The 22,759-nt window shown below is 45.4% G+C and carries 16 protein-coding genes and 1 tRNA gene; 8 read left to right on the forward strand and 9 right to left on the reverse strand.

Annotation, left to right across the window (positions count from 1 at the left end; all coding sequences use genetic code 11):
- Positions 1 to 32: 32 nt before the first annotated feature.
- The 6 genes from IC230_RS17570 to IC230_RS17595 all read left to right on the forward strand — a co-directional run bounded on the left by IC230_RS17570 (position 33) and on the right by IC230_RS17595 (position 9,711).
- Positions 33 to 3,116 (forward strand): glycoside hydrolase family 3 N-terminal domain-containing protein, encoded by a 3,084-nt coding sequence (locus IC230_RS17570; protein ID WP_191040347.1) that lies wholly within the window; start codon positions 33 to 35, stop codon positions 3,114 to 3,116.
- Between the two features lie 238 nt (positions 3,117 to 3,354).
- The gene (locus tag IC230_RS17575) at positions 3,355 to 7,200 is read left to right on the forward strand and encodes an Ig-like domain-containing protein (protein ID WP_191040348.1); all 3,846 of its coding nucleotides are present in this window, start codon (positions 3,355 to 3,357) and stop codon (positions 7,198 to 7,200) included.
- 56 nt (positions 7,201 to 7,256) lie between these two features.
- Positions 7,257 to 7,691, forward strand: coding sequence for a nucleoside deaminase (locus IC230_RS17580; protein WP_191040349.1), 435 nt, complete (start codon positions 7,257 to 7,259; stop codon positions 7,689 to 7,691).
- 56 nt (positions 7,692 to 7,747) lie between these two features.
- Positions 7,748 to 8,362 (forward strand): superoxide dismutase, encoded by a 615-nt coding sequence (locus tag IC230_RS17585; RefSeq protein ID WP_191040350.1) that lies wholly within the window; start codon positions 7,748 to 7,750, stop codon positions 8,360 to 8,362.
- A 99-nt stretch (positions 8,363 to 8,461) separates the two neighbouring features.
- Positions 8,462 to 8,537 (forward strand) — tRNA-His (locus tag IC230_RS17590).
- Between the two features lie 295 nt (positions 8,538 to 8,832).
- On the forward strand, positions 8,833 to 9,711 hold the full coding sequence (locus IC230_RS17595; RefSeq protein ID WP_191040351.1) for a MerR family transcriptional regulator: 879 nt from the start codon (positions 8,833 to 8,835) through the stop codon (positions 9,709 to 9,711).
- A 22-nt stretch (positions 9,712 to 9,733) separates the two neighbouring features.
- Here IC230_RS17595 and IC230_RS17600 read toward each other — a convergent pair whose 3' ends face one another.
- From IC230_RS17600 to IC230_RS17640, 9 genes are all read right to left on the reverse strand, one after another.
- Positions 9,734 to 10,699 (reverse strand): YheT family hydrolase, encoded by a 966-nt coding sequence (locus IC230_RS17600; protein ID WP_191040352.1) that lies wholly within the window; start codon positions 10,697 to 10,699, stop codon positions 9,734 to 9,736.
- An 89-nt stretch (positions 10,700 to 10,788) separates the two neighbouring features.
- On the reverse strand, positions 10,789 to 11,559 hold the full coding sequence (locus tag IC230_RS17605; RefSeq protein ID WP_191040353.1) for a glycosyltransferase family 2 protein: 771 nt from the start codon (positions 11,557 to 11,559) through the stop codon (positions 10,789 to 10,791).
- A gap of 79 nt (positions 11,560 to 11,638) precedes the next feature.
- Positions 11,639 to 12,598, reverse strand: coding sequence for a glycosyltransferase family 2 protein (locus IC230_RS17610; protein WP_191040354.1), 960 nt, complete (start codon positions 12,596 to 12,598; stop codon positions 11,639 to 11,641).
- A gap of 121 nt (positions 12,599 to 12,719) precedes the next feature.
- Positions 12,720 to 13,544 carry a hypothetical protein gene (locus tag IC230_RS17615; RefSeq protein WP_191040355.1) on the reverse strand — a complete coding sequence of 275 codons (825 nt, stop codon included), beginning with the start codon at positions 13,542 to 13,544 and terminating at the stop codon, positions 12,720 to 12,722.
- Between the two features lie 72 nt (positions 13,545 to 13,616).
- Positions 13,617 to 14,564 carry a glycoside hydrolase family protein gene (locus IC230_RS17620; protein ID WP_191040356.1) on the reverse strand — a complete coding sequence of 316 codons (948 nt, stop codon included), beginning with the start codon at positions 14,562 to 14,564 and terminating at the stop codon, positions 13,617 to 13,619.
- On the reverse strand, positions 14,536 to 16,230 hold the full coding sequence (locus IC230_RS17625) for a hypothetical protein (RefSeq protein ID WP_191040357.1): 1,695 nt from the start codon (positions 16,228 to 16,230) through the stop codon (positions 14,536 to 14,538). Before IC230_RS17625 ends, IC230_RS17620 begins: the two co-directional genes overlap by 29 nt.
- A gap of 155 nt (positions 16,231 to 16,385) precedes the next feature.
- Positions 16,386 to 17,459, reverse strand: coding sequence for an NAD-dependent epimerase/dehydratase family protein (locus IC230_RS17630; protein WP_191040358.1), 1,074 nt, complete (start codon positions 17,457 to 17,459; stop codon positions 16,386 to 16,388).
- A gap of 224 nt (positions 17,460 to 17,683) precedes the next feature.
- The gene (locus IC230_RS17635) at positions 17,684 to 17,962 is read right to left on the reverse strand and encodes a hypothetical protein (RefSeq protein ID WP_191040359.1); all 279 of its coding nucleotides are present in this window, start codon (positions 17,960 to 17,962) and stop codon (positions 17,684 to 17,686) included.
- Positions 17,963 to 18,075: 113 nt separating this feature from the next.
- The gene (locus IC230_RS17640) at positions 18,076 to 19,806 is read right to left on the reverse strand and encodes a M3 family oligoendopeptidase (protein WP_191040360.1); all 1,731 of its coding nucleotides are present in this window, start codon (positions 19,804 to 19,806) and stop codon (positions 18,076 to 18,078) included.
- Positions 19,807 to 19,975: 169 nt separating this feature from the next.
- Here IC230_RS17640 and IC230_RS17645 point away from each other — a divergent pair, with 169 nt between their 5' ends.
- Together IC230_RS17645 and IC230_RS17650 are read left to right on the forward strand one after the other, a co-directional pair.
- Positions 19,976 to 20,356, forward strand: coding sequence for a BlaI/MecI/CopY family transcriptional regulator (locus IC230_RS17645; protein WP_191040361.1), 381 nt, complete (start codon positions 19,976 to 19,978; stop codon positions 20,354 to 20,356).
- A gap of 50 nt (positions 20,357 to 20,406) precedes the next feature.
- Entirely contained in the window at positions 20,407 to 22,674 is a 2,268-nt protein-coding gene (locus IC230_RS17650) for a M56 family metallopeptidase (protein WP_191040362.1), read from the forward strand.
- Positions 22,675 to 22,759 lie beyond the last annotated feature (85 nt).

Consider the following 22,759-nt stretch of genomic DNA (forward strand, 5'->3'; position numbering starts at 1 on the left):
GCCAGCCGTAACATTTTACTTCCCGAGTGCCCATGCGGAACATTGTTGTACGACCCATTTTACTTGTCGGCCTTCTGTTCGTCAGTCTTTTAACTGCGTTTGGTTTAATGAAACCAGGTCGGAGTATGTGGGCTCGACTTTCTCACAAAACTTTTTCTAAATCCACGGCCAAACGTCTGGAAAATCGCGCCGTCCGCAACGCGATTTCTACGTATAAGTTTGGTCCGGCGGCACGACCTGTTGAAGTATTCAACCTATCCGACAGTGGCCAACATTGGGTAGACAGCGTCTTCCAGACGATGACGCCCGACCAGAAAATCGGTCAGTTTTTTATGGTAGCGACTTTCTCAAATCGTCATGAGAATCACTATCAGTATATCGATCACCTGATTCAGACCAATCATATCGGCGGATTAATCTTCTTCCAGGGTGGCCCCTACCGCCAGGCCATCTTAACAAATCGCTATCAGGCTGAGTCAAAAATACCTTTGCTTATCGGCATTGACGGCGAGTGGGGTTTAGGCATGCGTTTGGATAGCGCAATGGATTTCCCGAAGCAAATGGCTCTGGGCGCTATTCGGGACAATGAGGTAATTTATCGGATGGGGGCTGAAATTGGTCGTCAATGTCAGCGTTTGGGTATTCATATCAACTTTGCTCCGGTTTCAGACATCAACAGCAATCCATATAATCCGGTCATTGGCGTTCGATCGTTCGGTGAGTCTAAGGAGAACGTAGCATTGAAAGCTTCGGCTTATATGCGTGGCATGCAACAAACGCATGTTATCGCTACAGCTAAGCATTTTCCGGGTCATGGTAACACAGACGTCGATTCGCATCACTCATTGCCAACGGTCAGTCGGTCGTCGGAGCAAATGCGCGAAATTGATTTGTATCCGTTCCGAAAACTGATTGACGATAGCTTAATGGGCGTTGTCACGGGGCATCTGCACGTACCTGTAATCGATAACACACCTGCCTTAGCCGCTACGTTGTCGGAAAAAATTGTAACAGAACTGCTGAAAAAAGAATTAGGCTTCCGCGGTTTAGTCTTTACCGATGCCCTCAATATGGGCGGTATTAATCGGTCGCCGAAGCTGATAGATGTTAATCTGCGGGCATTGATCGCCGGGAATGATATTCTGTTATACCCTGAAAATATCCGCGACGCTACAACGAACATCTTAAATGCGATTCAGCAGGGCGTTATCTCTCAGGAATTTATTGATGAGAAAGTCAAAAAAATTCTACGAGCCAAATATTGGGCTGGTCTCCATCAATATAAATCCATTAATCTCAACGGGTTAGCAGCTGACCTGAATTCGCCAGAAGCCAAACTCCTGAAGCAAGAACTCTGTGAACAATCGGTTACCGTAACGGATAATCATAACGGCCTTTTGCCGCTAAGCCGACTCGACACCCTTCGATTGGCTTCAGTAGCTATTGGCGCCGAGCCCGGTAACGTATTTCAAAAAGCGTTAAACCAATACGCTCCTTTCCAGACTATTGCTCTTTCTGAAAAGCCAGCTACAGAAACTGACTTAAACAATATACTAACTCAGATCGGTGAAGCGAATACCGTAGTGCTCAGCTTTCACCGAATGAGCGAGTCTGCATCCCGGAAATTTGGGATCACGAAAACGTCGCTTGATCTAATCAGCCGCCTGAAGCAGCGTGGCATTAAAGTGATTGTTACAGCCTTTGGCTCACCTTATAGTCTACCCCAGTTTTCAGGAGCCGATGCGCTTGTTTGCGCTTACCAGGAACTCGATGATATGCAACGCGTGGTCCCACAAATCTTGTTCGGTGGTTTGGGCGCACGGGGTATGCTTCCAATTTCAACGGGAGATCTTAAAGTGGGGCTTGGTCTGACACTATCTCCTGAAGGCCGTTTATCGGCCGGATCACCGGAAAGTGTTGGGATGAAAACAGCCGTGCTGAATCAGATCGATGCGATTGTTCAGAATGCCGTAAAGAACCATGTTGTTCCAGGATGCGAGATTCTGGTGGCCCGAAAAGGCAAGATCGTTTACAATAAAAACTTTGGTGCGCTGACCTACGCGGCTGGAGCCGAAAAAGTAACGGACGAAACGCTGTATGATCTGGCTTCGCTTACGAAGGTTCTGGCTACGTTACAGTCGGTCATGGTTCTATACGACCGGAAACAAATTGATCTGAGCCAGAAGGCGTCGCTTTATTTGCCGGAATTACGTAATACGAATAAGCAAAATATTACCCTTCAGGACCTACTCTGGCATCAGTCCGGAATGGTGTCCTATTACCCAACGACCTGGGATCGTACGCGACTACCGGGTGGGGGATTGAAAGCACAGTATTACTCGGCAACAGGCGATAGTCTACATACCCTCCAGATCGCCCCAACGCTTTGGGGAGTTCCGGCGTTGAAAGATTCGGTCTGGAAATGGGTCGTTCAGTCGCCAATGTCGCGAAAAATGGACGAAAGTGGTAAACCAGCGTATGTGTATAGTGATCTGAATTTCCTGACCTTGCAAAAAATTGTAGAGAGAGTCAGCAAGCAATCATTAGACAAGTTTGTTACGGAAAACGTCTATAAACCGCTCGGGCTTCATCAACTTGGCTTTACGCCACTACAGCGGCTGTCACACCCGCAATGCGCACCAACTGAGCAGGATACGTATTATCGGAACCAGCTCTTGATGGGTACCGTACACGACCAGATGGCAGCAGTTCAGGGTGGTATTTCAGGGCATGCCGGCTTGTTTGGAAACGCTCGTGACATTGCTACGTTACTGCAAATGAATCTGCAAAAAGGCCAGTACGGAGACCTACGCATTTTTCAGCCAATGACAGTACCTTATTTCACACAAACGCTTAGTAGCCGTAGTCATCGGTCGTTGGGTTGGGACAAACCGAATCCAGAAAGTACGAGCAGTGTATATCTAGCTCAACAGGCTTCTCCCCGGTCGTTTGGTCACACGGGTTTCACAGGCAATGTTGTGTGGGTCGACCCAGATGAAGAACTAATCTTTGTTTTCCTTTCTAATCGTATCTATCCAACGGCTGGCAATAATTCAATTAATACAACCAAACTTCGCCGACGTATTCACGAACTTATTTATAGTGCAGTACAATAACCCAATATGATTTTCCTGTAAAACTTTTCAATGCCACAACGTAACAGAAGTGGCATTTTTTATTCTCCTTTTCATTTAATAGTTTCTCATTAATTTAATAGGACCCTAAAAATCAGCCTGTTAATTAAACTCATTATATACTGATTCTTCATAAGCTCAGTCTATAACATATCACTTTCTTTATATCGTCTATAAATGCATTAACTTTAAAGCCGTAATTATTTTTTACTCCTATTATATGAATGGACGTAAGCTTTACTCCTATCTATTTATCTGGTTTTGCATTTGTAGTTTGACAATTAATAGCCTCGCTCAGACTATTACAACTGGTTCAATTACGCCATCTACTATCTGTCCGGGTGGAGTTGTCACGGTTACGTTTACTACAAGCGGGACGTTCGCAGCAGCGAACACATTTTCCGCTCAACTATCGGACGCATCCGGTACGTTCGCTGCAACTCCTACTGTTATTGGTACTGTTGCAAGCACATCTGCGGTAGCCATTAGTGCAACGATTCCTTCATCGACAGTTAATGGGTCTTATAAAATTCGAGTTGTTTCCAGTGCGGCTGCTGTCATTGGCAGTTCTCAAGCGCTTGCCGTTAACGTACCGGCAGCTCCTGGCACAAGTCCAGTAAGTTACTGTGTCGGACAGGCGGCATCCGTGTTAACCGCTACAGGTACGAATTTGAAATGGTATACAGCCCAAACTGGTGGTACACCCCTAGCCGTTACACCTACTCCCTCAACAACGGTTGCTAGCTCAACTACCTACTACGTTAGTCAGACGGTAGACGGGTGCGAAAGTGAGCGGGCTAGCCTAGTAGTGACCATAAATAATCAGCCCCCTCCACCTGGCGTGACGAATATTGGGCTTTGCATTAACGGTCCCACCTCACCATTGACAGCCACTGGCAGCAACCTGAAGTGGTACGATGCAAATGATAACTTGTTGAGCGGAGCGCCCACGCCTAGTACAAGTACCTTAACGCTTTGGGTGTACAAAGTCTCTCAGACGTCGGCAATCGGCTGTGAAAGCCCAAAAGCAACGATAACTGCGAACATCAAGTCCCGGCCCGCTGGACCCAGTGTAACACCTCCAACCCCTTATTGCCAAGGGGCACCGGCAGCCCCTCTTTCAGCAACGGGCGAGAGCTTACTATGGTATGGCACGGATGCCAATGGGGGCATTGGCTCTACAGCAGCTCCAGTACCAAGCACGGATACGCCCGGTGAAAAAACCTACTACGTAACGCAAACCGTAACGGGCTGTGAGAACAGCCCCCGCACCCCCATCGTTGTCACGGTAAAACCAAAGCCAACAGCTCCTGGCACAAGTCCAGTAAGTTACTGTGTCGGACAGGCGGCATCCGTGTTAACCGCTACAGGTACGAATTTGAAATGGTATACAGCCCAAACTGGTGGTACACCCCTAGCCGTTACACCTACTCCCTCAACAACGGTTGCTAGCTCAACTACCTACTACGTTAGTCAGACGGTAGACGGGTGCGAAAGTGAGCGGGCTAGCCTAGTAGTGACCATAAATAATCAGCCCCCTCCACCTGGCGTGACGAATATTGGGCTTTGCATTAACGGTCCCACCTCACCATTGACAGCCACTGGCAGCAACCTGAAGTGGTACGATGCAAATGATAACTTGTTGAGCGGAGCGCCCACGCCTAGTACAAGTACCTTAACGCTTTGGGTGTACAAAGTCTCTCAGACGTCGGCAATCGGCTGTGAAAGCCCAAAAGCAACGATAACTGCGAACATCAAGTCCCGGCCCGCTGGACCCAGTGTAACACCTCCAACCCCTTATTGCCAAGGGGCACCGGCAGCCCCTCTTTCAGCAACGGGCGAGAGCTTACTATGGTATGGCACGGATGCCAATGGGGGCATTGGCTCTACAGCAGCTCCAGTACCAAGCACGGATACGCCCGGTGAAAAAACCTACTACGTAACGCAAACCGTAACGGGCTGTGAGAACAGCCCCCGCACCCCCATCGTTGTCACGGTAAAACCAAAGCCAACGGCTCCTGGCACCACCGCAATTGCCTTTTGTCAAAACGTGGCTTCACCATCACTTGTAGCTGTTTTTGCCGCTAATACTTCTCCAAATTGGTATGGTACTAACGCTACTGGTGGTAGTGCCACAACGACCGCTCCGATACCTCCCAACAACGTTGCTCAAACTATAGTCTATTACGTAAGTCAAACCCTGGACGGTTGTGAAAGTGATCGGGCAAGTTTGAGTGTACGTGTAAAACCCTTACCGGCTGCACCAGCGGTTACAGCAGTAAGCTTCTGTAATACGAGTGCCGCATCTGCCTTGACAGCGAGCGGCAATGAATTGAAATGGTATGATGGTACCGGAAATCCATTAGGAGCCCCCCCCACACCGAATACAAGCGCGGTTGGTAACCAAACGTTTAAAGTTTCACAGACATTAGAAAGCTGTGAAGGTCCTAAAGCGGATCTGGTTGTTACGATCAAGCCACTACCTGATGCGCCAGGAACATCTAACCTTTTCTATTGTCTGCCCACTCAGGACCAGCCCGCTCAGAACGTAGCGGCCCTGACAGCAGCCGGACAGAATCTGAAATGGTTTAATCCATCTGATGGTAATATATTCTCTTCAGCGCCTATACCATCCATCGGTCAACTAGGTACGCAGAGTTTTCAGGTAAGCCAAACAGTGAACGGATGTGAAGGTGGCAAGTCGACGCTTCAGGTAACTATACGTACTACTGCCGTACCGACGGTTAGCAAACCGTTAGTCACATACTGCATCAATGACAAGCCTGTACCCCTGGAGGCTAGTGCGGAATCTGGCGGTAGTTTGCGTTGGGTCAATCCTTATGACCAGATTTCAAACGACGCGCCTATACCTTCTACACTAAACACGAGCATTCAGGCTGGTGGTGACCCTTTTTATGTATTTCAAATTGGCCAGAACACTTGCTATAGCGGACGTTCGGTTGTCAGAGTTCTTGTCAATGCATTACCAACACTATCGCTAATTCCATCAGCAACCAGTATCAACCTAGGCCAGAGAGTCAATCTAAACTTGAAATTTACTAGTACGGCTCCGTACAGCTATACACTTACAGATGGACTCTCAGGCGTATCTAACAAAGCTGATACGACTATTTCTGTGTTGCCTCGCGCTACCACAACTTATCAGATCACTACAATTAGAAACAGTTGTGGTGTCGGTCTACCGGGCAATCCAGCAACAGCGACTATTACGGTTCGTATACCAACTGTTACGACAAGTGCCCTGACTACTTCAACCTTATGCGTAGGTACATCGCTTAGTGTTCCGTTCACGACTACGGGTGAATTCAATCAAGGAAATGCATTCAGAATTGAACTGGTAAGCGTCGCAGATACGTCAAAAAAATATGGAGTTTCGGCAACGGCAACGATTTCGCCGGTGACGGCACCGTTGCCTTTAACACTGGTCGGTGGGCAGTATTATGTACGCGTGAAGGCTGATAATCCGGAAATAGCCGTTACGGGTAGTAACAGCCCTACCTTATTGACCATCCGTCCACAACCAACAGCAGCGTTAACCGGCACACAAAACATTTACGAAGGTTATCCGGCTAATTTAACCCTTACACTTGGAGGAGAAAGTCCATGGACAGTCGTATATGCCGATAGTGTTCGAAGTTATTCAGCCACGGCAACCACTAATCCTTACGCTGTTGAAGTGCGCCCCAGCCGTACGACTACGTATCGCTTAGTTAGTGTGGCGAACGTTTGTGGAAACGGCCCAATATCCGGTACGGCCACTGTCTCAGTATTACCTCTGCTAGGCATAGACGATAACCCACTTGACCCATTAGTGAAAACCTATCCGATACCGACCACGTCTGTGGTAACGATCGAACTTGATCTACCCCTAACGCGAGATTCCGCTACCTTATCACTATCCGATATGAGCGGAAGGCAAGTATTGCAACAAACAACCCGAAATCGGAAACAAGATCTGGATCTAACTTCGCAACCTAATGGTTTGTATTTACTACGTATCCAGGTCGGTGATCGCCAAACCGTCCGTAAAATATTAAAACAATAAATTACTCGATAGCAACTTACAAATGACTGTCAAGTAATTCCCAACGTTACTAACTCATGTCCGATGAATATTTTATGGAAATTGCACTTGGGCTTGCAGAAGAAGCAGGTGATGAGGGCGAAATTCCTGTCGGAGCAGTTGTTGTTTGTCGTAATAGAATCATTGCAAAAGCTCGTAATCAAACGGAGCAGTTGAATGATGTAACAGCCCATGCAGAGTTAATGGCGATCACAGCGGCTGCTCAATATTTGGGAGGAAAATATCTGACCGACTGCACTATGTACGTTACGCTGGAACCCTGCGTAATGTGTGCAGGGGCTTTATTCTGGGCACAACTTGGCCGATTAGTTATCGGCGCCAGTGATCCAAAACGGGGATACAGCCGTCTTGAATCACCAGTTCTCCATCCCAAGACCCGGCTCGAAACAGGCATACTTGCTGAGGAGACCCAACTCCTTTTGGCTAAGTTTTTTAAGCGCTTAAGAACATAATCGGAAGCCACCTTGTTAATTTAACTGAATAATCATCCATTCTAACAAACAATAAAATGGCTTTTGTATTAGACCCCCTTCCCTACCCGAGCGATTCGCTTGAACCAAATATTGACAAACAAACTATGGAAATTCATCACGGAAAGCACCATAATGCCTACGTGACGAATTTGAATAACGCAATTGCTGGCACTGATATGGAAAATAAATCCATTGAAGATTTACTGGCAAGCGTTAGCCAAGCCCCTATAGCTGTTCGAAATAATGGAGGTGGGCATTATAACCATACATTATTTTGGAATACAATTTCAGGTAGTGGCGGTGGCCAACCAACCGGTACGTTAGCGGAAGCTATCAACCAGAAATTCGGCTCATTCGATGCTTTCAAAGAAGAGTTTACAAAAGCGGCAACAACTCGCTTCGGTTCAGGTTGGGCTTGGTTAATCGTAACACCCGAAGGTGAACTGGCGATTACGTCTTCTCCTAATCAGGATAACCCATTGATGGATATAGCCGAAGTAAAAGGTTTCCCGATTATTGGTCTTGACGTTTGGGAGCATGCTTACTACTTGAAGTATCAAAACCGTCGGCCGGACTACATTGCTGCTTATTTTAATGTAGTGGATTGGAATGCTGCAGAAAAACGGTACCAACAAGGTAAACAGGCTTAACGAAGAATAAAGAGTAATGTACCAGGAAAAATAACCAACTTTCCTGATCATTTTCCGTTGTACATTACTCTTTATTCATTACTTTTGCAATCCTAAAACGGTGATTGTAGCTCAGTCGGTTAGAGCGTCGGATTGTGGTTCCGAAGGTCGCGGGTTCGAGCCCCGTCTTTCACCCTTTATAGCCCTGCTTATAGCAGGGCTTTTTTATTGTATAAAACTTACCATTGACTCCCACTACTACAAGTTACATTAGTAATTCTGTTCAGGATGTATTCTATCCTCATTTTGTTGATGCTTTTCCTTAAAAGCTTAAACAAAAAGGAAACACCTAGGTTAACCATTCTATTAACTCCCTATTTGAATTGACTAAGCAGTTCGTGCGTAGTCTACCTATAAAACTTATTTAATTGTAATAGTCCACTTACTAATAGTTACTTCTTTTACAGAAGTAACTGCTTGCAAAGTTTTTTATGAACAGTTACTCTATAAAAGATTTAGAGCAGCTTTCTGGTATTAAAGCACACACATTGCGAATCTGGGAACAGCGTTACAATATTATTGCTCCAAAACGCACTGATACTAACATTCGCACGTATGATGACCAAGACCTTAAGCTAGTCTTAAATATATCGCTACTGAAAGATAATGGCTATAAAATTTCGGAAATCGCGAAGTTTTCTATAGAAGATATGTCTCGAGAGGTACTTAAAATTTCTGCCAGACCACTCAATTATTCTGACCAAATTCAGGCGCTTACGCTTTGCATGATTGACCTGGACGAAGAGGGTTTTGAAAAGATCATCACTGCCAATATTCAGCAATTCGGGTTCGAAAACATGGTAGTAAATATTATTTACCCGTTTATGAGCCGTATTGGTTTACTTTGGGTAACGGGTTCAATTGGATCCGCGCAAGAGCATTTCATTACGAACTTAATTCGGCAGAAACTCGTCGCAGCCATTAATGAGCAAAGCAATAAATCATCATCGGCGGGTAAAACATTTCTCTTGTTTCTACCTGAAGGAGAGTTCCACGAAATCAGTCTACTGTTTGCCAATTACCTCATCCGCGTCCGTTCTAATAAGGTTATTTATTTAGGACAGAATTTGCCATTTGATGATTTGCTGTTCATATACAAGACTAAACAGCCAGATTATATTTTTACAGCGTTTACGTCCGTCCCAGCCAATCACCAGGTTCAGCCTTTTGTGAATCGAATGGGCAAGTGTTTTCCAAAATCGCAGTTACTCTTAACGGGTTATCAGGTAATTGGTCAGGATATCGTCCTTCCTGATAATGCTGTAATCATTAATCAAATCACCGATCTGACACGTATTATCAGTCGCTGAGGTCATTCAACAAAAGTATTAGCTAGCCCAGATGTTGCGCAAACGCTAATGCCCGCCGTTCAGCGTACGTGTGAGAGTCACGGTTCACTTGAAACCCAACATGGCCACCTGTTCGAGGAGTTTCCAAAAAGAAATATTTGTGCTTTTCAGCTAACCAATCAGGCGAACATTCTGGCGATAATAATGGATCGTTTTGTGCATTCAGGAGTAATGTAGGGACAGTAATACCCTGCATAAAATTAATAGCAGAGGCTTGCGTATAGAAATCATCAGCGTTACGATAGCTATTGACTGGTGCAGAGAAAAATTCGTCAAAATCCCGCCACTGCTTCACCTCCTGTAGCTTACTCATATCTAACCGTCCAGGAAACATGGCGGCCTTCTGACTTATCTTAGCAACCAGTTTTTTCATAAAGCGATTGCGATAGAAACGGTTCAACGGTCGATCAAGTAAGACTGCACTGGCCCCCAGATCTGTCGGCGATGAAACAGCAATACCACATTTGATACTATCTGGAAGCATATTACCTTGAACCCCAAGGTATTTCAACGTAATGTTACCGCCCATGCTGTAGCCGATCAACACAACTTCTTTATATGACCTTGTGCGTAGAGCATGATTAATTACTTCGCTTAAATCGCCAACTTCACCGTGATTGTAAAGACGAAACGCCCGGTTCATTTCACCACTGCATGAACGGCAATTCCAGGCCAGTACGTCGTAATTATGCTGAGCGAACAGCTTGGCCGTCCCTCGAATGTACTGTCGATTACTATCTCCCTCAAGGCCATGAGTTAGTATCGCTAAACGATCTTTACCCGTATCGATCCAATCCAGATCGACAAAATCATCATCCGAAAGCGTTAGCCGCTCACGTTCGTACGTTACTCCTGAAACCTGACGGGTAAGACTGGGAATAATGGTTTGCAGATGACCATTATATTGATAAGCCGGTGGACCCGGATAGTCAGAATGAACCAGAGGCATATAGATGCGATGCAACAACGAACACATTTACGCCGTTATTTTAGGCTAAATCAAGCAAGTTTTGACTATTACGTATCAGTAAGCCTAATTCAGCGGCTAACCGTCTGTTGAACAGGCGTAGCCGACTTTTTACGAAAATCACCCCGTGAGAAGTATTTTTCAATAAAGCAGTACATGAGGATAAAGAAATAGCGGCTGCCCATTTCTTTGATCTTCAGCTTTGATTCGCCGTATTTTCGATTCGTCCAACTATTCGGCACTACTTCGTAACTGTAACCACGCACAATGGCTTTTAACGGCAACTCGACGGTTAAATTAAAATGTGGTGCTAAGAATGGCTTAATACCTTCAATCGTTTCGCGTTTATAAAGCTTGAAGGCATTAGTTGTGTCATTGTATTTGATACCCATTACCATACGAACAATAAAGTTGGCAACGCGGTTGATAACTTTTTTGAGTGCCGGATAGTCGATTACTTTGCCACCCCTATCCCATCGTGAACCAAAAACAGCATCGACGTTGGTTTCAAGCATCTTATTATAATATTTCACTAAGTCTTCAGGATCATCCGACAAATCGGCCATAAAGACCGCTACACAATCTCCCGAAAAGCGTTCCAGTCCGTAGCGTACGGCGTATCCAAATCCGTTAGGGCCAGGGTTTGTATAATAAACCAGCGTAGGAATTTCCGTGGCTGCCAATTGCTGCAAGACACGTAGCGTATTATCTTTTGAATTATCGTTTGTTACGCAGATTTCGTGTGGAATTCCATGCTTTGCCAACGTCTGATACAGCGAACGTAGCGTCGGTGGAAGCGATTCCTCTTCATTATAAGCTGGTATAACTATGCTTAGCTTCATAAATATTATAAATGATAATTCGGAGTGTATATACGAATATATTAACTGATGTGACTGCTAAATGCAAACAAAGCACTGACTAGGTGCGATGTGGCAATAATCTAATGTTACTGTAAAGCTTTGCTAAAGCTGGTGGTAATATATAATTCCGAACTACATCTTTCGTCTTATCCCACCCTGGTTTTCCCAAATAAAGATATTTGAATGCTAAACGAGCGCGTCGAAAATAGCTCTTCTCGTACTGCTTAGCATCGAGCATCATTCGGTAATAGCGAGCAATGTTACGACGTAAAACTGTATCATAGCGGTAGTCGAGTTCACGATTAATATCGCTATACATCCGGATACGATTTCGTAAAAATAGCTCATCCCGCTCATTATCATGAAAACTAGCTCCCGCCCGGTTCTTTCGATAGACGGACATTACATCTGGAATATAACCGATTTTCCCAAGTTTAGCCTTTAAAATTAACCGGGGAATGTCGCCACTTGACGATTCCCTAAACCAGGTCGGGTACTCCTTGATGTTATTTCGGTACATAGTACTCGATGTGGCCATGAACCATATTTCGCTTTCGCCAATTAAATCATCAACGGTATAAAACGGTTTCATGTCCGACCCATTCAACAGATGTGAAGGAGCGCCATCTTCGTATGTAATGAGTGCGTTATTAAAAACCGTTGAGTAATCCGGATGAGCATCTAAAAAATCGGCCTGTTTCTGAAGCTTCATTGGATCAGTCCAATAATCATCCCCATCCATCAGTGCGTAATATTCTCCCTTAGCCAGTTTAAGCGTTTCCAAAAAATTTATACCGCCGTTTTTACCCATATTGTGCGGATGCAATACGCCAATTACCAAGCCGGGATGTTTTTGTTCGTACTCCTGAATAATCTCCCGTGTACCATCCTTCGAAAAATCGTCTCCAACCAAGATTTCAATCGGAAAGGTAGTCGTTTGTGCAAGCGCACTATCGATTGCTTTGCGAATGAATTTATGCTGATTGTACGTAATAATTAGGACGCTGACTTTGATCATACACGAAAATGAACCCGGTCTGAACGCAACGTATTGGCGTAAAGACCGGGTCCGTTAGTTGGCAATACAAAGATAGGAACCAGAAAAACGTACTAGATGGTTCGTTTGTCAGAATTTCCGATTAAATGGTTGCTTCCGACGTTACGTTCTTAGCCGACTGAATATGAGCTTTCCAGCCTTGGGGTTCATCTTTTTCAGCAGGTGTTCCCCACGGGTCATAGAATGGCAAAATGGCTACCCAACGACCGGCAGGATCATCCCAACTAAAGCGGTCAGCGAAACTTGATGGGCTCACCCAATGCGGCAAATCATAGCGAAAGAGAATCAGGTCGCCAACATCCTGGAATCCTTCTGTTTCAACAATATGGTCGTTGATCACATAACCCGTTCCGCCTGAATTGTAATCTTTACCGTATTGGTTCAATGCCAGAATTGTACCTACTTTCTGTGGATTGAGAGGATGCCAGTGGCGACCGAAGAAGCTTCCTCCTAATGGATAGTGAGTAACCTGAGGGTGAAAATACGGCTGTCCCTTCCGGATACCATATTCTTCATTATTTTCCGTCAGCTTATTCCAGAACTGCCGCATTGGGTCAAAAACAGTCAGCAGCGTTTGCTTGGCTGGCTCGTCAAGCTCCAGAATCGCATCGAATGTGTGATCGTGAAATAGTTGTGGAGCTTTCTGAATTTTAGCGATATGCAACCGTTGTTTATGCTGGTTGTTATCAAACGTATCGGGTCCTTCAGCCAGGGGCGTTTCTGAAGCCCAGGCACGTGTCGTATCAATGATGCTGCGAAGTGTCGTTTCTGGAATGCCCGTTTTGATGATAACGATGTTTGGCTCGTTCACCAATCGCATTACTTCTTCATATGGAATCTCAGGGACGATCTGGCCGTCTTTGAATTCGGCATTGACTTTTATCAGGTATTTTGCTACTTCTTTCATATTTTTTCGCGTACTGATTTAATACAAATTAGGAAGCTAACTACGTAAAATGCAAATTCTATAAGGCTGATTTTAGTCAGCTAGTGGCTGCATTGCATATCCAAATCCTGATGCACCAAAGCCATTCCCGTTATAAAACATAACCCATTGATCACGGTAAGGGAAAATATGACAATAATCCATCATTAATGAATCCCAGCCTTCAGTTGATCGCTCGATGCCCGCCAGTTCGTCTTTACGCTCCCAGGTAATTCCATCCTGCGATTCAGCATAACCGATTCGATAACTGCGCTGAACGTCGGTTCGATAATTGACTGCATTACGATAAGAAAAATACATTTTGTACAAATTCTCATCTTTATACACCGTCGGGCGACCAATTGCATCGGTAAATTCATCATACCCTACGCACACATGTCCTGTTCGCTCCCACGTAATGCCATCGGTCGATTCAGCATATTTAACGTCATAGAACGGTTCAGGATGGCCATTGATCACCTCAATTTTGGTGCAGGATAAGTACCACATCCGCCACAAGGTTGAACCATCAGTCTGTTCCTCACGTATGACGCATGGCTGCGCCACCCAAACCTGATCATAAATGGACCGGTCAAGTAATGGACCTGTGTACTTCCGCTCGAATGTTAGTCCGCCATCACGGCTGATCGCCAATCCTATACCCAAACGGTAGCTGGCTGTTTCGCTCTTATTCCAACCTGTATAATAAAGCCAGATTTCGTCACCAACTGGCAAAAACCACGATGGCATCGTTCCCGTTTCGTCAAACATACCCACATCCCCTTTACTTAGACAGGCCTTATCGTGGATATACGTTACCTGAGATAAATTATCCGGGTTGAGCTCAACGAAAGAAACAGCCGAAGAAACGCTTTCATCGCGTGTTGAGAAATATACCCGGAGTTTATCATTGATTGGATACCCGAATGGTACTTGTGCGTGCGTACGGCTGAAGGATTTAGATCCATCAGGTTTATAAATGAGTCCTTTTTTCGTCCACATACGTACTAGTGGTAGTTAATGGTTTATAACGATCTATTCGGGCAAAAACACGGTTCTTCTCAATCTCGCCAACCAGGCGATAATTGGTATCAATAAAGTTTTTCAGTTCTGGAAACGTCTCATAACCATACGCTTTCCGGTCATATAGCCACATGGAGTGAGGACCTACAGCATCTATAAAAACAGGAGGACGCGACCGTTGAATATTTTGCATATAGCGGGCTCTGTGAGTGGCTATATCATTCCCCATAACGCAACGAATCGTGTGGTTATCACATACGCCCTGCGGCATCTGCGTTTGTACGTTGTATTGCGGTGCCCACCCCCAAACAACCAGGTCCTCGCCAGATCGGGCAAATTTCCGGACTTCCTGGGCCGTTTCTGACAAATGAAATTGACAAAAGGCAAAAGGAGCAGTTAGGTAATCCGTTAAAGAATTCTTTACCAACCTATTAGTCTGGATCACAGAATTTATCCCAACAGATAGTATAATTAACCCTACCCAGGCTATAGTATAACGTGGCGCGCGAAATGTGTCGATAAGCCAGGCGTTTAGTAAGCAAATAGGAAAAACCAGGTAGAGGAGATAATGTGTAAATTCATTACCTGGTTTAATCACAGCATACCCGCTAGCGGCTATCAAGGCAAGGCTGACCAAAAGCAGACTTGAATTTCCTCTCTCGTTTCGAAACTGTAGAAATAACCAACCAACAATCAGGATTAGGGTAGGCGTAACAAACGTCAAAAAGTCGCCGGTGCGACCAACAAACAATGGGAATTGGCCTAAAAAATACCAGAAACCGGCCTCTGCACTATAAGCAAAATTGCCAGCGATATAAAAATGCACAAAGTCATAAAACACACCAAATCCGGCTGCGAATAAGCCTACCAACGCTGGAAAGAAAATTCCACCCAGTAGCAAGCCACCAAATGATCGCCAGAATGCAGCTCGGGACATTTTGGGGTACTGATTCAGTAAACCAATAAGGGCGGCTACAATCAATACCAAAACAGTTGGCGTTCCCTGTAGCTTGGCAAAAGGCACAAGGCTGCTAATGAAACTCAGTAAGAATAAATTACTGACCGACTGAAAAGATTGGTAGCGCCACAACCGGGAATACTGCCAGACCGCCAGACCAATCAGAGCCAGCGAAAGCTGCTCATTCGTAGCGTGCAGGAAATCAAAATTCGTAGTAAAAGCCAGAAAGGCAATACCTGGTAATAGTGCCAGACGCGCAGTGCGCGCATTAAAAAAATTTTCGATGGTAAAATACCCGCTTACCATACTCACTAGTAAGCAGAAAAAAGCAATCCAGCGAAGAACGACGTAGTTAAGCGGTACGCCTAAATAACCTGGAATTGCTACGTAATAACAACTAAGCGGCCCCATAGTAGCCCCATCTACGTATTTCCAGTAAACAGGATGATGCCGAAGGGTAATGGCTTGAGAGAGAAGTTGACTTTCGTCGGGATTCAGTTCCCAATTGATAAACAGGATTGGGAGCCGCATAAAAAAAAGGAGTCCTACTAACGAAAGGAGCAATCCAATTTGTTGGCCACGAGACGATTGTGTTTGAAAATCGCTCTTGATCAATAAACTTCCCACAATCAAAAAGACGATCCAGCCGCCCACTTCCCAGAATAAGGGAGATTGTAAAAAATTCATTGCAGATCTAAACTGATAATACGCTTAATGAGTAAGCTGACATATAGTCGCTAAAGCCTGCTTAATAAGTGCAGTAAGGATACAAGAAAGTCTTCAATCGTCAGCCTGATTATAGTAAACCTATTTTATTCAGGCTGACGATTAAAAGTACAGGGTTATTTCTGAAGCATAAGACGGGCAGCCATGCTATCGTGAATCTGAGTCATTGTTTCTTTAAGATCAAACGTCCAGTCCCAACCCGGATAGTGCTGTTTAAACTTAGTTAGATCAGAAATATACCAGATATGATCGCCACTACGGTTGGTTTCAGAATACTGGTAGTTCATTTTATTACCCGATATTTCTTCGCAGAGCGCAATTGCTTCGAGCATTGAGCAGTTAGCGTAACGACCACCCCCAGCGTTATAAACTTCACCTGGGCGTGGGTTTTGATAGAAATGCCAGAACATATTTACCAGATCCCAGCTATGAATATTATCCCGAACTTGCTTGCCTTTATACCCAAAAATCGTGTATTGATTGCCGGTTATAGCACATTTCATCAGATAGGACAGGAAGCCATGTAACTGTGCACCTGAGTGATTTGGCCCCGTCAGACAGCCTCCACGGAATACACCCGTATTCATTCCGAAATAGCGACCATATTCCTGCACCATGATGTCGGCAGCTACTTTCGATGCTCCAAAAACAGAGTGCTTAGTATGATCAATACTCATGTATTCATCGATACCGTTTTCGAAATAAGGATGATTTTGGTCAATCTCCCAGCGTGTTTCGGTTTCGATAAGTGGAAGGAAGTTCGGATTATCACCATACACCTTATTGGTTGACGTGAAGACGAATACAGCCTCAGGAGAATGTAGGCGGGTCATCTCAAGCATGTTGAGTGTACCAACAGCATTAACACCGAAATCAGTGAAGGGCTCACGGGCAGCCCAATCGTGGCTTGGCTGAGCGGCTGTGTGTAATACTAACTTAATATCAGATCCGTACTCCTGAAAAATGGGCTCTAATTGACTTACTTCACGAATATCAGCCGGACGATGTTGGTAATTGGCATACGTATCAGCTAGCCGGTTTCTATTCCACTCAGTTGAACCATCGGCACCAAAAAAATATTGCCGCATGTTGTTGTCTATACCAACAACGAAGTCGAATTTATCGGAGAAAAAGGCAACTGCTTCGCTACCAATTAGTCCAGCCGAACCTGTAATTAATGCAATTTTCATATCGCTATTTAAGCCTAAAGGAACGAATATACAAAAAAAGTACTCTTTTGCGGTAAGCTTTAGATAGACAAAGTAAAGCAAAATTTTACAATTACGCTGCTTTTCAGATCATGCCACCTCTAAACGGGCTACGCTTTTTAGTTAATGGTATAGAAATACCAAATGCGATAAATTCAGCGTAGAGGTGGCTGATTTATCGCATTTGGTATTCTGGGAAAATTAACCTAAGAACCTTGGGTGATCGAACCTGCTCCAAACAGTTTTTGCCGAATTTTTTCGGTACGTGCATCCAGAGCTGGATTAGGCGTGTATTTGTATTTACTCTGTACAGCTGCCGAATCTTTACCGGTTCCATATACTTCTGGATCACCAGCACGGTAGTCAGCCCGATAGTCGTCGGCGCGGTAGTCGTTCTGCCGGACCGTATTGTATTTTTGGTAGTCGCAAGACGCCAGCGACAAGACCGTCACAGCCAACAAACCTATATTTAGTACGCGTTTCATAGCCACTTGATTACGAATTGATTCAGCAAAAATAAGCAAAGAGTCGTTAGTCAACAGCCATTAGCCGTTAGTTTTTTTGTCAGTAGCCGTCAAGGGCTTTCAAGCGTTAATTTTTAACTCAGTTTTCTAATTTCATCCCAGACAAAATGCATCAATTCCTGAATATGTTCGCGTGAAAAGTCAAATGGTACGTTCGCAGCCGCGTAAATCTCACGAATAGGGGCCTTGTAACCCAGGGCTAATGCTTTTTTGTAGCCTTCCAGTCCCGCTTGGGGATCACGTCGATAATTACGCCATACACCAATTGCTCCCAATTGTGCAATACCATATTCGATGTAATAGAACGGTACTTCGTAAAGATGCAGTTGTCGCTGCCAGATGTACTCCTGATAAAAAGCGAACCCGTCCCAATTCGTTACTGAGTCAGCGAACTGATTATAGATTCGAAGCCAGTTTTCCCGTCGATCGGAATCTGTATGCTGAGGATTTTCATAAATCCAGTGCTGAAATTTATCAATCGTAGCCACCCAGGGCAGCGTTTCAATAATGGATTCCAGATGCTGTAACTTAGCGCGACGTAACTCTTCAGGATTGTTAAAAAATACGTCCCAATGATCCATCGATAATAGTTCCATGCTCATGGAAGCTAGTTCAGCAACTTCCATTGGCGGATTTCGAAACGCTTTTAACGACAAGTCACGGGTTAGAAACGAATGAACAGCATGGCCGCCCTCGTGCACCATCGTAACCAAATCGCGCAGACTTGACGTAGCGTTCATGAAAATAAAGGGTACACCAATTTCTTCAAGCGGATAATTATAACCACCCGGCGCCTTGCCTTTCCGCGACTCCAGATCCAGATGCCCCATTGCCCGCATGATGCGCAGGTCGTCTCCTAACTCTTTATCGAGACGATCAAAACAAACAATCGCTTTTTCTAGCAGCTCATCACCCGTTGCAAACGGCTTTAGGGGCGAACGTCCTTCCACATCAACCTTAGCATCCCAGGGACGTAATGGCTCTACATGTAGCTTCTGCTTTCGCTCAGTCGCCAACTCGTTTAGTAAAGGGACAACAGCTTCTGCGACAGATGTATGAAAATCAAAGCAGTCCTGTGGGGTGTAGTCAAATCGGCCTAGTGCAGCAAACGAATAATCACGGAAGTTGGCAAACCCGGCGTTTGTGGCTATCTGATGCCGAAGGTCACGTAATCGATCAAATAACTGGTCGAGAACTTCGTGATCTTTATACCGCCGTTCCCAGATTTTCCGCCAGGCTTCCTCACGTACCGCCCGATCCGTCGATTGCAGTCGATCACTGGCTTCGGGCAAGGTCATTTCGTGTCCGTCGATAACAACCGTCATGGCCCCAACGATAGCACCGTACTTCCGTTCTTCGGTCTGAAGTTCAGTCTGTAAGGGAATATTTTCCTCCCGAAAAATTTCAATGGCTTTTTTCATCCCACGCACCATTACGTCGTAGCCTTCATCAGTGAGCTGGCTAAGGAAAGCGCTGTTGACAGCCTTTAGATCGAGGTCGTTCCCATAAGATGTCATGTAGGGCTGAATTTCAGCGATGAAAAAATTCAACTGGTCCACTAATTCTTCATTAGCCGTATCGCAGGTCATACGGATGTAGCGCCAGGCAAAGTTTTCGGATAGGTAGGATTCCAGCTCGCTCCGGTCGAGCAGCCACTGTTTCAGTTCATCGGCGTTGTCAATCGAGCGATCAAGTAATTCTTCGTATAAGGTTTTGACGTCATCCCAACCCTGTAACGTGATGGTTTCGCCGATAAAATTGCGGGATGGTCGGGCAGGTAGATTGAGAGTTTCGTTTGATGTCATTAAGTAGTGCGGCTCGAAAGCCATAGTATCGTTGAAAAAAGCACAAATAGTAACGTAGCGGCTCCTTAACCACTCTACGAATAAGTCATTCTAAAACTTTTTTGTTCACAAATTTGCATCTACGAAATTGTTCGTATATGTTTACTACGAATTATTTCGTAGTTCAATTATGAAGCCAACTGATGCCGAACTGGAAATCCTGCACGTACTCTGGGCCAATGGGCCCAGCACAGTACGTCAAGTACACGAAAAATTAAGTCAGAGCCGTGATATTGGCTATACGACCGCACTGAAACTGATGCAGATTATGCACGAAAAAGGGCTGCTTTCCCGCGAAGAAGATGCCCGATCGCACACGTATACAGCGCTCGTCAGTGAAGAAGATACGCAACGAAATCTGGTCGATCGTTTTGTTGAAACGGCCTTTCGTGGATCAGCCTCGAAGCTGGTTATGCAGGTGCTGGGTCAGCATAAAGCTTCACGCAAAGAATTAGATGAAATTAAAGCCCTGCTGAACAACCTGAATCGGGACGCCAACAACCAGGATTGATTGAATCAACCAATCTGATTTTGCTCAAACTAAACGATCTCCTATAACTCATGAACGCTTTCAATTTTTTGTCAAATCCAATAGCGGATGCATTGGGCTGGACATTGCTTCATGCCATCTGGCAGGGTTTTGCGCTCGTTCTACCAACAGCGTTTATCCTGCATCTGTTGCGTAATCAGTCCAGTACGTTACGTTATCACGTAAGTGTGTTCACGTTACTGACTCAAGTCCTATTATCAGCCGCTACGTTCATCTGGTATTACCGACCAACAGAAAACTCGCCGTTGTACGTACCCACAACACTGTCGGCTAGTTATGCCACCCATATCAAATGGCAAACGGTAGCTCAAACACTTCCCTGGCATCAGCAGGTACAACAATTCCTGGAAGCGCATTTAAGCCAGTTCGTATTGGTCTATCTCCTTGGTGTAGCACTATTTGGCTTACGACTCGCAGGTGGCTGGATTTATCTGCAACGATTAAGCCAAACCGCTACGTCTCCCGCAACAGTCCTTTGGACACACATGACCGATAAACTTCGGTCCTCGTTATTGATCCAGACACCCGTTCAGGTGCGCGAGTCAGCCCGGATCAGCGTTCCGATGGTTGTTGGTGTTCTGAAGCCGATTCTACTCTTGCCAATTGGCTTGATAACTCATTTGACGACCCGCGAAATCGAAGCCGTTTTAGCGCATGAACTGGCCCATATCAAACGGCATGACTATGCTGTCAATCTCTTGCAGTCGGTCGTAGAGGTGCTTTATTTCTTTCATCCAGCGCTGTGGTGGTTATCGGCCCGGGTACGTGAAGAACGAGAACATTGCTGCGATGACCTGGCCGTTCAGGTGTGCGGGGGTGATGGGCGCATCTTAGCGCAGGCACTCGCTCGTGTAGAAGAGCTGCGCTTAACACAAATCAGTCAGACACCCGCGCTGGCGATGGCTTTCGCTTCGAAACGGCAGCAGTTATTACATCGTGTTCGGCGGATGCTGGGTGTTCCTACCCGACCGTTTGTTTCGAACAGCAGTCTGGCTGGTATAACACTGGCAACGCTTCTATTGATGAGTGTTTCAGTTTATGCTGTACAACAGGAAAAGCCTACGTCTGGAACCAGGCAACCACGTCCCTCGCACTCGACACGGCGACACAGCAAAGGGAATGGTACTGAATACAGTATGATCGACAACAAGAAAGTCGATTACGTAATCTGGAAAGGCCAGAAACTATCCACTAAACGTGTAGCTCGCTTACAACGTCAGCTTGATCAGGTAATGGCCGGTAAACTCTCCCTTGATAACGTAGCGAAATCCGACCGCGACATTCTCCTAACTATTATTGAAACGAACCAATCGTTCGATGGTGGTATGAATGCCTTATCGGAAGGATTATCTCATATAGACTACAACAATATTGTTACATCAGCCCTGAATAACGTACCACTTAGTCCGGATGGAACGATAGAAGGCTTAGCGAAAGTTGACTATAACAGCATTATTCATGATGCACTGGCTTCGGTCCCGCAATCTCTTAACCCTTTGTCTGACTCACTGGATAAACAGCGCGCTTACCACCAGCATCAACTGGATAGTTTAAGTCAACTAGTGAATCAGCAGTCAAAGCAGGTTCAGAATCTACATCGCCAGATGGAGAATCTCCGGTTTCCGGTTGAAGAAGTCGAGCGAAGTCAGCAAGTTCTGGAGTGGCGCAAAGAGAAGCTGGCTGAACAACGTAATGCCTTGATTGAAAAGCACCAACGGCTTTTGAACAACGAAGGCAAACAAAAACTGACTCAGGCCGACATTGAAAAGCAATTGACCGCTATTGAGCCTGAAATTAAGAAGCAGGAAATAAGCATTGATGAGCTCAATAAGGAACTCGAAGCTACTCAGTCGAAATTGCAAGCCGCTCAGCAACCCCTCGAAAAATTAGAGCGGGAAGCCGAGCAGTTAAATGAGAGGATCGAGAAACTATCGAATCAAATGGACCAACACGGCAATCACTTATCCTACGTAATGCCAGACTTATCTGATCTGAATGTAAATGCTATGGCTACTACGCGCTTAAATCGTCTGAACCGAGTGATAAATGCACCGCGGCCTCCTCGCCCGCCCAAAGCGGCTATCAGCATTCCTGCTTCACCCAGGGCACCACGTGTATCCGTACCAAGTCCAGCGGCAGCATCAATTCCGTCCGCAGTGGCAGCTCCAGCGCGAGTATCAAACGCACGTACGCTACCACCTGCCCCGCCTGCATCAGCAGCAAAGCCTCGTGCTTTGCCCAAACCAGCTCTCGCTCCCAAACCCGAGAAACTAGAGTAAGTGTGTCCTATCGAACGTATCATTCGGGGGTTAAAGCAATATATTATTGCTTAATACCCGAATGATACGTTCGATAGGACACACT

The sequence above is a fragment of the Spirosoma validum genome, assembly GCF_014699035.1.
GTDB lineage: Bacteria > Bacteroidota > Bacteroidia > Cytophagales > Spirosomataceae > Spirosoma > Spirosoma validum.